Annotated in this window: 11 protein-coding genes; 10 read left to right on the top strand and 1 reads right to left on the bottom strand. The window is 63.6% G+C overall.

Going from position 1 to position 13,005, the window contains the following annotated elements:
- The first annotated feature begins 63 nt into the window (after positions 1–63).
- The 10 genes from dnaE (at position 64) to truD (ending at position 12,482) form a co-directional block, all read left to right on the top strand.
- Positions 64–3,600, top strand: a complete 3,537-nt coding sequence (gene dnaE, locus J2T57_RS16375; RefSeq protein WP_253481146.1) for a DNA polymerase III subunit alpha — start codon at positions 64–66, stop codon at positions 3,598–3,600.
- Between the two features lie 33 nt (positions 3,601–3,633).
- Complete coding sequence (accA, locus tag J2T57_RS16380) at positions 3,634–4,590, top strand: acetyl-CoA carboxylase carboxyl transferase subunit alpha (protein WP_253481149.1); 957 nt, start codon at positions 3,634–3,636, stop codon at positions 4,588–4,590.
- A 5-nt stretch (positions 4,591–4,595) separates the two neighbouring features.
- Positions 4,596–5,906 (top strand): tRNA lysidine(34) synthetase TilS, encoded by a 1,311-nt coding sequence (gene tilS, locus J2T57_RS16385; RefSeq protein WP_253481155.1) that lies wholly within the window; start codon positions 4,596–4,598, stop codon positions 5,904–5,906.
- Between the two features lie 135 nt (positions 5,907–6,041).
- Positions 6,042–7,679, top strand: coding sequence for a CTP synthase (gene pyrG / locus J2T57_RS16390; RefSeq protein WP_253481170.1), 1,638 nt, complete (start codon positions 6,042–6,044; stop codon positions 7,677–7,679).
- A 2-nt stretch (positions 7,680–7,681) separates the two neighbouring features.
- Complete coding sequence (gene kdsA, locus J2T57_RS16395) at positions 7,682–8,518, top strand: 3-deoxy-8-phosphooctulonate synthase (protein ID WP_253481173.1); 837 nt, start codon at positions 7,682–7,684, stop codon at positions 8,516–8,518.
- 32 nt (positions 8,519–8,550) lie between these two features.
- A complete protein-coding gene (eno, locus tag J2T57_RS16400; protein WP_253481176.1) occupies positions 8,551–9,840 on the top strand; it encodes a phosphopyruvate hydratase in 1,290 nt (429 codons plus the stop codon).
- Positions 9,841–9,956: 116 nt separating this feature from the next.
- Entirely contained in the window at positions 9,957–10,229 is a 273-nt protein-coding gene (gene ftsB, locus J2T57_RS16405; protein ID WP_253481963.1) for a cell division protein FtsB, read from the top strand.
- Positions 10,226–10,945 (top strand): 2-C-methyl-D-erythritol 4-phosphate cytidylyltransferase, encoded by a 720-nt coding sequence (gene ispD / locus J2T57_RS16410; RefSeq protein WP_253481179.1) that lies wholly within the window; start codon positions 10,226–10,228, stop codon positions 10,943–10,945. Before ftsB ends, ispD begins: the two co-directional genes overlap by 4 nt.
- Positions 10,946–10,947: 2 nt before the next feature.
- Entirely contained in the window at positions 10,948–11,424 is a 477-nt protein-coding gene (ispF, locus tag J2T57_RS16415) for a 2-C-methyl-D-erythritol 2,4-cyclodiphosphate synthase (protein ID WP_436262717.1), read from the top strand.
- Entirely contained in the window at positions 11,421–12,482 is a 1,062-nt protein-coding gene (gene truD, locus J2T57_RS16420) for a tRNA pseudouridine(13) synthase TruD (RefSeq protein ID WP_253481198.1), read from the top strand. The genes ispF and truD overlap by 4 nt, the downstream gene beginning before the upstream one ends.
- Here truD and J2T57_RS16425 read toward each other — a convergent pair.
- Positions 12,461–12,991 carry a Smr/MutS family protein gene (locus J2T57_RS16425; RefSeq protein ID WP_253481200.1) on the bottom strand — a complete coding sequence of 177 codons (531 nt, stop codon included), beginning with the start codon at positions 12,989–12,991 and terminating at the stop codon, positions 12,461–12,463. The genes truD and J2T57_RS16425 overlap by 22 nt on opposite strands.
- Between the last annotated feature and the right edge of the window lie 14 nt (positions 12,992–13,005).

Raw genomic sequence — 13,005 nt, forward strand, 5'->3', positions numbered from 1 at the left:
ACGGCTCGTCGCGAAGCCTCCGCCGAGGGGCGGGCGACGACACAGGATCAGACACGCGCATCCATGACACAGAACAGCAAGGGCTTCGTTCACCTCAACCTGCATACCGAGTTCTCGCTGGTGGACGGCATCGTGCGTATCAAGCCGTTGATCGGGGCGGTTGCGGAGGCGGGTATGCCCGCCGTCGCCATGACCGACCACGTCAATCTGTACGGTATGGTCAAGTTCTATCGCGCAGCCATGGCCGCTGGCGTGAAGCCCATCGTTGGTTCCGAGCTGTGGCTGCAAGAAGCTGTCGATTTCGCTGAAGGGCCGTCAAGATTCATCGTCCTGGTACGCACCACACATGGCTACACAACCCTCACCCGGTTGATCTCCCGGGCCTATATGGAAGGCCAGCAGGGTGATCGACCGGTGATCCGGCGAGACTGGATCGAAGCCGATCATGAAGGCCTGATCGTGCTCTCCGGCGGCCGGGACGGCGATGTCGGCCGCGCCTTGCTGGCCGGTGATACGGGCCAGGCGCGGGCGCGATTGCAGTGGTGGCTGAAACTGTTTCCGGACAGCTATTACCTGGAGCTGCAACGCTGTGGCCGCCCCGGAGATGAAGACCACCTGCATGCGGCCGTGGCACTGGCCAACGCGGAGTCCGTACCCGTGGTTGCCACCAACGCCGTGCGCTTCCTCAAGGCTGAGGATTTCGAAGCCCACGAGGCCCGCGTCTGCATCCACCAGAGCCGCACCCTGGACGATGCACGCCGACCGCGGGACTACTCGGAAGAGCAGTATCTGCGCACACCGGATGAGATGATCGAGCTGTTCTCCGATGTGCCGGAGGCAATCGACAATACCCTGGAAATTGCACGCCGCTGTAACCTGGACATCACCCTGGGCGAGAACTTCCTGCCGGACTTCCCGATTCCGGATGGCATGACCATTGATGATTTCCTGCGGCGGGAATCCCGGCTCGGGCTTGAGCGTCGGCTCGAGCGCCTGCTGCCCGCCGAGGCGCCGGATCGCGAGCAGCGTTGTACCGTATACCGGGAACGTCTCGAACGGGAACTCGACGTCATCATCCAGATGGGCTTCCCGGGCTACTTCCTGATCGTCGCGGACTTCATTCGCTGGGCCAAGGATAACGGCATTCCCGTGGGGCCTGGCCGGGGTTCCGGCGCGGGTTCCCTGGTGGCTTATGCCTTGGACATAACTGACCTGGATCCATTGCGTTACGACCTGCTGTTCGAGCGGTTTCTTAACCCGGAACGGGTCTCCATGCCGGATTTCGATGTGGATTTCTGCATGGAAGGCCGCGACCGGGTCATCGATTATGTCGCCGCCAAGTACGGTCGGGAAAAGGTCTCGCAGATCGCCACCCACGGCACCATGGCGGCCCGTGCCGTGGTGCGGGATGTGGGGCGCGTCCTGGGGCACCCCTATGGTTTCGTTGATCGCATTGCCAAGCTGATTCCCTTCGAAATAGGCATGACGCTGGACAAGGCGCTGAAGCAGGAGGCGGAGCTTCGCGAGCAGTACGAATCCGACGAAGAGATCTCCACCTTGCTGGACCTGGGGCGCAAGCTCGAAGGGGTGGCAAGGAACGTCGGCAAGCATGCCGGGGGCGTGGTGATCGCGCCCTCCGAATTGACGGATTTCTCCCCGCTCTACTGCGAGCCCGGGGGCACGTCGCTGGCCACCCATTACGACAAGGATGACGTGGAGTCCGTTGGCCTGGTGAAGTTCGACTTTCTGGGCCTGCGCACGCTGACCATCATCGACTGGACGGTGAAGGCCATCAACGTGATTCGTGGCGAGCGCAACGAGCAGCCTCTGGTCATCGAGGATATCCCCCTCGAGGACCGGCCCACCTTCGAGTTGCTGAAGCGCTGCCAGACCACGGCGGTGTTCCAGCTCGAATCCCGGGGCATGAAGGATCTGATCAAGCGCCTGCAGCCCGACAGCTTCGAGGACATTATCGCCCTGGTGGCGCTGTTCCGTCCCGGGCCGCTGCAATCCGGCATGGTGGACGACTTCATCGACCGCAAGCAGGGCAGGGCGAAGCTCGCCTACCCGACCCCGGAATTGCATCATGTCGACCTCGAACCCGTGCTCAAGCCAACCTATGGCGTGATCCTCTACCAGGAGCAGGTACAGCGGATCGCCCAGGTGCTGGCCGGCTACTCCCTAGGCGGGGCGGACCTTCTGCGACGGGCCATGGGCAAGAAAAAGCCCGAGGAGATGGCCAAGCAACGGCAGATTTTCCTCGACGGGGCCATGGCCAATGGGCTCAGCGCCGAACATGCCGGCGGCATCTTCGATCTCATGGAGAAGTTCGCAGGCTACGGCTTCAACAAGTCCCATTCCGCCGCCTACGCGCTGCTGTCCTACCAGACGGCCTGGCTGAAGGCGCACTATCCGGCGCCCTTCATGGCCGCCGTGTTGTCCTCGGACATGGACCACACTGACAAGGTGGTGACCCTCATCGAGGAGTGCCGGGACATGGGGCTGGAGGTCCTGCCGCCCGATGTGAACCGCAGCGGCTACAAGTTCCGGGCCGCGGACGAGACCACCATCGTCTATGGCCTTGGCGCCGTGAAAGGCGTGGGGCAGGGTGCCATCGACTCCATGGTGGAGGAACGCGAGGCCAACGGCCCCTATCAGGATGTGCGGGATCTCTGCCGGCGCGTGGACAGCCGCCGCATCAATCGTCGCGTGCTCGAGGCGCTGGTGCGTGCCGGCTGCCTGGACAGTATCGGTCATAACCGTGCGTCCCTGATGGCGGCGATTCCCGATGCCCTGCGTGCAGCGGAGCAGCAGTCAAGAAACGCGGAAGTGGGGCAGAACGATCTGTTCGGCACTCTCGACGCCGCGGCGGACGACAGCCTGCTTCCCAGTGCCAGCGATCCCGAGCATCCGGAGTGGCCCGAGGAAGAGCGCCTGCAGGCGGAGAAAGAAACCCTGGGGCTTTATCTCACGGGGCATCCCATCAGCCGCTACGAGGCCGAGCTGGAAAAGGTCGTGACCGCACGGATCAATGCGCTGGCCGGCGGTAACGGCGGTCAGCCTGGTCAGGATGGCGGCCGGGGGCGTGGCGAGCGGAAGGTTGTGGCGGCGGGGCTGGTCATGTCCATCCGCACCCGCAACACGCAAAGTGGCGACCGCATTGCATTCCTGGTGCTGGATGATCGTACCGGGCGCATCGAGGTGTCATTGTTCACCGAGGCCTATCGGCAGTACGGCCGGCTGCTGGGCAAGGATCAGCTGGTCGTTGTGGAAGGGGCGCTTGGTTACGATGACTTCAATGATGGCTGGCGCATCAATGCCGAACGGGTGCTCGATATCGGTGATGTGCGCGAAGCGTATGCGCGGCGGCTGGTCATGAAGCTCGGTCATCAGAGACTGGGCAACGGCGCCCTGGATCACCTGCAGCAGACCCTTGCCCCATTCCGTGATGGGCGTTGCCCGGTCTGGCTTGAGTACAGCGGTGACGATGCGGATGCCGTCTTGCGCTTCGGCGAGTCATGGCGGGTACGGCCCACCGATGAACTGCTGCAACGGCTCACGGCTCTCACCGGTGACGGTGCCGTGCGGGTAGAATACTGACGAACGAATACATGGATAGCGACTCGTAAAGACATGAATCCGAATTTTCTAGAGTTCGAGAGGCCCATAGCGGAACTGGAAGCGAAGATCGAAGAGCTTCGCTATGTGGGCGATGACAATGATCTGAACATCAGCGAGGAGATCCAGCGGCTCCGCGCGAAGAGCGTGAGCCTGACTGAACAGATCTTCTCCAATCTGACGTCATGGCAGATTGCGCAATTGGCGCGCCACCCTCAGCGGCCCTATACGCTGGATTACGTCAAGGAGATGTTCACCGAATTCGAGGAGTTGCATGGCGATCGCAGCTATGCGGATGACCCGGCCATCGTTGGCGGCGTAGGTCGTCTTGAAGGTCGCCCCGTGATGGTGATTGGTCACCAGAAAGGCCGGGATACCCGGGAGAAGGTGCGCCGCAATTTCGGCATGCCCCGTCCCGAGGGCTATCGCAAGGCCTTGCGCCTCATGCAGACCGCCGAGCGCTTCCGGATGCCGGTGCTCACCTTCATCGATACCCCGGGTGCCTATCCCGGGGTTGGTGCCGAGGAGCGGGGGCAAAGCGAGGCTATCGCCCGCAACCTGCAGGAAATGGCCTGCCTGCGTACCCCCATCATCTGTACAGTGGTGGGAGAAGGCGGATCCGGTGGGGCTCTGGCCATTGGTGTGGGCGATCGCCTGCTCATGCTTGGCTACAGCACCTACTCGGTGATCTCGCCGGAGGGCTGCGCATCGATACTCTGGAAGAGCGCTGAACGCGCACAGGACGCCGCCGAAGCCATGGGCATCACGGCGCGTCGCCTCAAGGAGCTGGAGCTGATTGACCTGGTCGTGGATGAGCCGCTGGGTGGCGCCCATCGCAATGCGGCCGCCATGGCCGAGAACTTGAAGTCCCGCCTGCTCGAGCAACTGCAGGCGGTGGAGCAGGAAGATCTCGAAACCATGCTAGAAAGGCGTTATCAACGCCTGATGGCCGTGGGCAACTTCAAGGAATAGCCCCTATGGCCCGGCGGACTCTCACTCCCGATGGCGTGCTCCAGGCCTTGCGGGAGCTGGGAGCCGATTCGGTGGTGCATGTCGGTTTCAGCGGTGGGGCGGATTCCCTGGCGTTGCTGCATGCCCTCAGCGAATCACGAGGTGCCGCGCCATGGGAGCTTCGTGCCGTTCACGTCAACCACCATCTCCAGGATGCCGCAGACGCATGGGAAGAGCACTGCCAACGGGTCTGTGACGCTCTGGACTTGCCCCTGACCGTCCTCCACGTCTATCCCGCGGGCGATGCAAACCTTGAGGCCCGCGCCCGCGCAGCCCGCTATCAGGCCTGGGCCGAACTACTCAAGCCGGGTGAGGCCCTGGTGACTGCGCACCACCAGGATGACCAGGCGGAAACGCTGTTGTTACGCGCGCTTCGTGGCTCCGGTGTGGATGGTCTCGCGGCCATCCCGGCAAGTCGCAGCCTGGGTGCCGGCCGACTGCTACGCCCCTTGCTGGACGTGCCTCGCGCCAGCCTGCGGCATTACGTGGCGGAGCACGGCCTTCATCCGGTGGAGGACCCGAGCAATGCCTGCCTGGCGCGGGACCGCAATTTCCTCCGCCATGAGATCCTGCCTCGCCTGCAGCAGCGCTGGCCAGATGCCGTCGGTGTACTGGCCAGGCTGGCCGATGCGGCTGCGGAGTCCCGGCGGCTCGGACGGGACCTTGCCGGGGTAGACGGTCTGCCGGATGGCCCGGTGCTGGATTGCACGAGACTCTGGGCCCTGCCGGGGCGGCGGCGGCGAAACCTGGTCCGGGCCTGGCTGCAGTCGCTGTCGCTGCCCCCGCCCGGTCGCCAGCGGCTGGTGCAGGGGCTGCACGATCTGCTCCATGCCGAACCGGACCGCCGGCCAGAACTGCGTTGGCCCGGTGGCCGCATCCGCCGGTATCGCGAGAGCCTCTATGCCGATGACGGCATCGATCCGCCACCATTCACCGCACCGCGCCCCTGGCGTGGGGAGGAACGGCTGCTGTTGCCATCCGGTGTGCTGCACACCCGGTGCAGCAGCGGTGCCGGACTGCGGGCCGGGGTGATCAGCAGCGGCGTTATGGTGGGCGGCTATCGCCCGGGGGAGTACTGTCAGCCCGTGGGCCGACCTCATCGTCCGGTGAAAAAGCTGCTACAGGAGGCGGGTATTCCGCCCTGGTCCCGGGAGCAGTGGCCGCGACTTCGGTTGCACGGTGAGATCATCGCCATTCCCGGCGTCTGCATCTGCGAGAATCATGCAGCAGACTCCGGTGAGCCGGGCTTGGAACTGCGCTACGAACCGCGGGATTGACAGGCCCCTTGATTGTGCGCTCAGGGGCATTCTGTTAGTGTTTCGTCCCGTCTTCAGCGGACTTCCCGTCCCGCGTGTGTGGCCTGCCATTCGGCACCGGCGCACAGTCTACTGTCACCTGGATGCGTAGTTCATATGACCCGATATATCTTCATTACAGGCGGTGTGGTTTCCTCTTTGGGCAAGGGAATTGCCTCCGCCTCCCTGGCCAGCATCCTGCAGGCGCGGGGCTTGAATGTCACCATGATCAAGCTCGACCCGTATATCAACGTTGATCCGGGCACCATGAGCCCGTTTCAGCACGGTGAAGTCTATGTGACAGAAGACGGGGCCGAGACCGACCTGGACCTGGGTCACTATGAGCGCTTCGTCCGCATGCGCACCGGCCGGAAGAACAACTTCACCACCGGTCGAATCTACGAGAATGTCATTCGCAAGGAGCGCCGCGGAGAGTATCTGGGCGGCACCGTGCAGGTCATCCCGCACATCACGGATGAGATCAAGCGCTGCATCCGGGAAGGCGCTGCCGGTCATGACGTGGCCCTGGTGGAAATCGGCGGAACGGTAGGTGACATCGAGTCTTTGCCATTCCTGGAAGCCATTCGCCAGATGGGCGTCGAGCACCGCCATGACAGCCTCTACATCCACCTGACCCTGGTGCCGTTCATCGGCGCCAGCGGCGAGATGAAGACCAAGCCGACCCAGCACTCCGTCAAGGAACTGCGCTCCATCGGGATCCAGCCGGACATCCTGCTGTGCCGGGCGACACGGCCGATCCCGGATGACGAGCGTCGCAAGATCGCGCTGTTCACCAACGTCGAGCACGAGGCCGTGATCTCGGCCCTGGACGTGGACGATATCTACAAGGTTCCCCTGGTCCTGCATGAGCAGGGCCTGGACCGTATCGTCGCGGCCAAGCTGGGGCTCAAGCTTCCCCCAGCTGACCTGGCGGACTGGCAGCGTGTGGTTGACGCCAAGAATCATCTGGATGGAGAAATCACCATCGCCATGGTTGGCAAGTACGTCAATCTGGCAGATGCCTACAAGTCCCTGTCCGAGGCACTGATTCATGCCGGCATTCACACGCTGACCCGGGTCAACATCCGTTACGTTGATTCCGAGGAGCTGGAACGGGACGGTCTCGGGCAATTGAACGGCGTGGATGCCATCCTGGTGCCAGGCGGTTTCGGCGGCCGCGGTGTCGAGGGGAAGATTCTTGCCGCCCGGCATGCCCGGGAGCATGGCATTCCGTATCTCGGCATCTGTCTGGGCATGCAGGTCGCAGTGATCGAGTTCGCCCGCAATGTCATGGAACTCAAGGGCGCTCACAGCACCGAGTTCAATCGGGAAGCCGAGAATCCGGTGATCGGTCTGATCACGGAGTGGCGCACCGAAGACGGGCGCATCGAGCGGCGCGGCCCCAATGACGACCTGGGCGGCACCATGCGCCTTGGTGGGCAGGCTTGCCGGCTCGAACCGGGCTCGCTGGCGGAGAAGGTGTATGGCAGTGGCGAAATCATCGAACGGCATCGCCATCGCTTCGAGTTCAACAACAACTATGCCGATCGCGTCCAGGAAGCGGGCATGCGCATCTCGGGCTGGTCCGTCGACGGTAACCTGGCAGAGGTTGTGGAGTTGCCGGATCACCCCTGGTTTCTCGGTTGCCAGTTCCATCCGGAGTTCACATCCACGCCGCGGGATGGGCACCCCCTGTTTTCCGCCTTTGTCCGCGCAGCACGCGATGTGGCCGCCGCTGGCGGCGGGAGGACGTAGCCATGAAGCTTTGCAATTTCGACGTCGGACTGGATCGGCCGCTGTTTCTGATTGCCGGTCCATGCGTCATCGAGTCCGAGCAGTTGGCGCTGGATACCGCAGGAGCCCTCAACGAGCTTTGCACTCGCCTCGGTGTGCCCTTCATCTACAAGTCGTCCTTTGACAAGGCGAATCGCTCGTCCCACGACAGTTTTCGTGGTCTCGGTATAGAGCAGGGGCTGCGCATACTCGAGTCCGTACGGCAGCAGGTTGGGGTGCCGGTGATCACCGATGTGCACGAGGACACGCCGCTGGCGGAGGTTGCCGCGGTGGTTGACGTGCTGCAGACCCCGGCGTTTCTCTGCCGTCAGACCAACTACATCCAGGCCGTGGCGAGTCAGGGCCGACCCGTGAATATCAAGAAGGGTCAGTTCCTGGCACCGTGGGACATGGCCAACGTGGTGGACAAGGCGCGGGCTGTCGGGAACGAGCAGATCATGGTCTGCGAGCGGGGCGTGTCCTTTGGCTACAACAACCTGATTTCGGATATGCGAGCGCTGGCGGTAATGCGCGAGACGGGTTGTCCGGTGGTCTTTGATGCGACCCACTCGGTGCAGCTACCGGGCGGGCAGGGCAAGGCGTCCGGGGGGCAACGGGAATTCGTTCCCGTTCTGGCGCGCGCGGCGGTGGCCGTTGGTATCGCCGGGCTCTTCATGGAAACGCATCCGGACCCCGCCAAGGCGCTTTCCGACGGACCCAATGCCTGGCCGCTACCGCACATGGAGCAATTGCTTGAGACCCTGGTCGCGCTTGATCGCCAGGTGAAGCAGGCCGGGTTTGCGGAAGACCTCATCAACTGAACCATCGAGCAGCATAGGAGTGCACTGTCAGCATGGCGACAATCAAGGAAATCAGGGCTCGAGAAATTCTGGACTCCCGGGGCAACCCGACCGTCGAGGCCGATGTCTGGCTGGATAACGGTGCATTCGGCCGGGCCGCGGTGCCTTCGGGCGCGTCCACGGGAACCCGGGAAGCAGTCGAGCTGCGGGATGCCGACAAGTCCCGCTACCTGGGCAAGGGTGTGCGCAACGCCGTGGAAAATGCCAACACCGTGCTGGCCCGGGCACTGCAGGGCATGGACTCAAGTGATCAGCGCGGTGTCGACCAGGCGATGATCGAGCTTGACGGCACCGACAATAAAGGTCGACTCGGCGCCAACGCGCTGTTGGCCTTGTCGCTGGCGACGGCCCGGGCCAATGCCGACGAACAGGGCCTGTCCCTGTTCCGTTCCCTGGCGCCGGACGGCCCTTATGTGTTGCCCGTGCCGATGATGAACATCGTCAACGGCGGCGCTCACGCCGATAACAGCGTCGACCTTCAGGAGTTCATGGTCCTGCCCATCGGTTTCGACCGCTTCAGTGAGGCGCTGCGATGTGGCACCGAGATATTTCATGCCCTGAAAAAGGTCCTGACGGCGCAGGGGTTGAGCACGGCCGTGGGCGACGAAGGTGGTTTCGCGCCGGATCTGCCTTCCAATGAGGCTGCCCTGCAGACGATCCTTGTAGCCATCGAGCAGGCGGGTTATCGGGCCGGCGAGGATGTCTGGCTCGGTATCGACGCGGCCAGTTCGGAGTTCTACAAGGACGGCGTCTACGATCTGGCCTCGGAGGGCAAGCGCTACTCCGCCGAGGAGTTCGCCGGTGTGCTGGCCGACTGGGTGGACCGCTATCCCATCATCAGCATCGAAGACGGTATGGACGAAAGCGACTGGGATGGCTGGAAGGTGCTCACCGAGCGGATCGGCTCCCGCTGCCAGCTGGTGGGCGATGATCTGTTTGTCACCAATACCCGCATTCTCAAGGATGGTATCGATCGCGGCGTTGCCAATTCGATCCTGATCAAGTTGAACCAAATCGGGACGTTGACCGAGACGCTTGACGCCATTGCCATGGCCCACGCGGCCAACTACACCTCGGTGGTCTCGCACCGTTCCGGTGAGACCGAGGACACCACGATTGCCGATCTGGCCGTCGCCACCACGGCCACCCAGATCAAGACGGGTTCCCTGTGCCGTTCCGATCGGGTCGCAAAGTACAACCAGCTGCTGCGCATCGAAGAGGAGCTGGGTGACGATGCCGTGTACGCCGGACGCAAGGCCTTTCCCAATCTGAAGGCGTTCTAGCTGTGGGTCGCGCAGGCCCGTTGCAGTCCATCGGGCTGTTCCCCGCCGTGGAGCTGGGGTATGGTCGGATGCAGCACTCATCAAGCCGAGAGTGGCTAGAGCGGGCCTGATTGCCGATGCGCCTAATGATCGTCGCTTTGCTGGGCTGCCTGTTGTTGTTGCAGGCACAGCTGTGGACGCAGGATGGCGGACTGCGGCACATGTGGCAGTTGCGGGCCTCGGTGGACGCGCAGATCGACGAAAACGAGACACTGCAGACACGCAATGCGGCGCTGGAAGCTGATGTGGACGATCTCAAGAGCGGTCTTGATGCTCTTGAGGAACGCGCCCGCAGCGAACTGGGCATGATTCGGGAAGGCGAGGTGTTCTACCAGGTCGCCGAACCATGACCCACGCCGATCACGTCTATGCCGTGGTGCCCGCCGCCGGGGTGGGGCGGCGCATGGGTGGACCCACACCGAAGCAATACCTCTCCCTTGATGGTTCGCCGGTTATCCGCTGGAGCCTGGATGCCCTGCTGGTGCATCCGGAGGTACGTGGGGCCGTGGTGGCCATTAGCCCCGACGATGACTGGTGGTCGGCGCTCAATCTTGGCTTCGACAAGCCGGTGGATGTGGTCCAGGGCGGCGCGGAACGCGCGCAGTCGGTGCTCAATGCGCTGAACTGGTTGCATGACCTGCCCACGCCTCCATCCTGGGTGCTGGTGCATGATGCGGTCCGGCCCTGTGTGTCTCCGGATGAACTGACACGGCTGCTCGCGGTGGCCCGTGCCGCTGACGATGGCGGCCTGCTGGCATCGCCGGTGCGCGACACGCTGAAGCGGCAGAACCCCGGTGTGGAGAGGGTGTCTTCCACGGTCGACCGCACCGGGCTGTGGCATGCCCTGACACCCCAGTGCTTCCCCCTGGTGCGGCTACGCGCGGCCCTGCAAGAGGCTCTGGGCGCTGGGCAGCAGGTCACCGATGAAGCCCAGGCAATGGAACTTGCCGGCTATCGTCCGGCACTGGTGGAAGGCAGTCGCCTCAATATCAAACTTACCTATCCTGCAGACCTTTCCCTGGTGGAGTGCATCCTGCAGGCTCAGAGGGACGATTCGAACACATGAGTATGCGCATTGGTCAGGGCGTTGACGCCCATCGGTTTCAGGACGGTGGCCGCCTCGTGCTCGGTGGTGTCGATATACCCCATGACCAGGGCCTGGCCGCCCACTCGGATGGTGATGCCTTGCTGCATGCCATTGCCGACGGCTTGCTTGGCGCAATTGCCGCCGGCGATATTGGTCAGCACTTTCCCGACACCGATGAGCGCTGGCGTGGGGCGGACAGCCGCATGCTGCTTCGGCACGTGCTCTCCCTGGCCCGCGAAGCCGGATTCCGCCCGGTGAACGTGGACGGCACCCTGGTTGCCCAGAAGCCGAAACTCGCACCTTACATTCCCGCCATGCGCCGCAATATCGCCGAGGACCTCTCGCTGCCGATGGAGGCCGTTAGCGTGAAGGCGACCACCACCGAGCGCATGGGCTTTACCGGCCGGGAGGAGGGCATCGCCGCTCTGGCGGTGGTGTTGCTTGAGTCGTCCCGGTGAGCGGGATCTCGGCGACGACGGCGTGGACGGATCTGCCTTGTGCCCTGGGCCCGCCTGCGGCCAGCGGTCTGCTTCGCGCCGCCACGGCAGATTTTCAGGTTTTCGAGGAACTGGGCTACAGCCCGGATGGCGCCGGAGAGCATCTGTTTGTCCGGGTCAGGAAAGAAGGCTGGAACACGCCGGATGTTGCCCGCTGGCTTGCCGGGGCGCTACAGATCCCCCAGAAGGCCATCACCTGGGCGGGACTCAAGGATCGACACGCCGTCACTGAACAGTGGTTCGGTATCCATGCCGCGGGACAGGCGTTGGAGCTTCCCGAGCCACCGCCGGGGCTGACCTGGATCGCCACCCTGCGTCATGGCAAGAAGCTGCGTGTCGGAGCCCTGCGCGGCAACCGTTTCCGCCTGGTACTGCGGGATGTACAGGGCCATTCCGCTGACATTCACCGGCGTCTGCTGCAGATCGCACGTGTCGGCGTGCCGAACTACTTCGGTGCCCAGCGTTTCGGTATCAATGGCCGCAACCTGGAGCGAGCGGCAGCACTGTTCGCAGGCAGGCGGGAGCGGGACAGGACCAAGCGGGGCCTGTACCTGTCGGCAGCCCGTTCCTTCCTGTTCAACCAGGTGCTTGCCCACAGGGTATCCGCCGGCAACTGGAATCACGGGTTACCCGGTGACTTGATGACCTTCACCGATAGCCACAGCCTGTTCATGGCCGATGACAACACGGCGGGCGATGCCCGCCTCCCGCGGCTGGACATCCACCCCACCGGGCCACTTCCCGGTGAGGGTGGGAAGCCGCCGTCCGGTGATGTCGCCACCCTGGAGCAGCAGGTGCTGGCCGGCTATCCGGAATTTGTCGGTGGTCTTGCCCGCTGCGGCCTGCGGGGTGAGCGGCGTGCGTTGCGGGTACCGGTGGCGGGTCTGTCATGGCGGGCGCTGGACGGCAGCGCCTGGGAACTCGGGTTCGAACTGCCGGCGGGCAGTTATGCCACCGCCGTGCTCCGGGAACTGGGGCAATTTCCCGATGCCCGTGATCAGGCCCGGAGCAGTACGTAGACTGCTCCCGTGCCGCCATCCCGCGGGCGTGCGGAGCAAAAGGCAATGACCTCATCCCATTGCCGAAGCCAACGGTCGACCTTGGTCTTCAGCACTGGCCCACGGTTACTCGAACGCTGCCCCTTGCCATGGATGACGCGCACACATCGCAGATTGCGTAGCCGACACTCGGCTATGAATTCACGTAATGCAGCATGGGCCAGTGGCACGGTCAGCCCGTGCAGATCCAGTTCCTCCTGGATGCCATATTGCCCACGACGGAGCTTGCGGGCCACGCGCCGTTGCAGGCCGGGGCGGGCGTGGAACAACTCCTCGCCGGTCTCCAGCATCTCCGGATCGAAATCATGGGTCAGCAGTTCCTGCATCACCCGTTCTTCGTCGGCGATGCGTTGGCGGGGGATGGGCTTCGGTGGCTTTGGTCGCAGAACCACGCGATCCTGTGGCAGGGGTCGCACGTCCGCCATGGCTTCCCGGAACAGCTCGAGATCGTCTTCCCGGTTGTCGGTCATGGTGGCTCCTGCGC

This window comes from Natronocella acetinitrilica, assembly GCF_024170285.1.
GTDB lineage: Bacteria > Pseudomonadota > Gammaproteobacteria > Nitrococcales > Aquisalimonadaceae > Natronocella > Natronocella acetinitrilica.

Excerpts from the sequence above, each read along its gene's own strand:
- kdsA (WP_253481173.1), top strand. The coding sequence starts at position 7,682 with ATGAAGCTTTGCAATTTCGACGTCGGACTGGATCGGCCGCTGTTTCTG.
- J2T57_RS16425 (WP_253481200.1), bottom strand. The coding sequence starts at position 12,991 with ATGACCGACAACCGGGAAGACGATCTCGAGCTGTTCCGGGAAGCCATG.
- tilS (WP_253481155.1), top strand. The coding sequence starts at position 4,596 with ATGGCCCGGCGGACTCTCACTCCCGATGGCGTGCTCCAGGCCTTGCGG.
- accA (WP_253481149.1), top strand. The coding sequence starts at position 3,634 with ATGAATCCGAATTTTCTAGAGTTCGAGAGGCCCATAGCGGAACTGGAA.
- dnaE (WP_253481146.1), top strand. The coding sequence starts at position 64 with ATGACACAGAACAGCAAGGGCTTCGTTCACCTCAACCTGCATACCGAG.
- ispF (WP_436262717.1), top strand. The coding sequence starts at position 10,948 with ATGCGCATTGGTCAGGGCGTTGACGCCCATCGGTTTCAGGACGGTGGC.
- ftsB (WP_253481963.1), top strand. The coding sequence starts at position 9,957 with ATGCGCCTAATGATCGTCGCTTTGCTGGGCTGCCTGTTGTTGTTGCAG.
- ispD (WP_253481179.1), top strand. The coding sequence starts at position 10,226 with ATGACCCACGCCGATCACGTCTATGCCGTGGTGCCCGCCGCCGGGGTG.
- pyrG (WP_253481170.1), top strand. The coding sequence starts at position 6,042 with ATGACCCGATATATCTTCATTACAGGCGGTGTGGTTTCCTCTTTGGGC.
- eno (WP_253481176.1), top strand. The coding sequence starts at position 8,551 with ATGGCGACAATCAAGGAAATCAGGGCTCGAGAAATTCTGGACTCCCGG.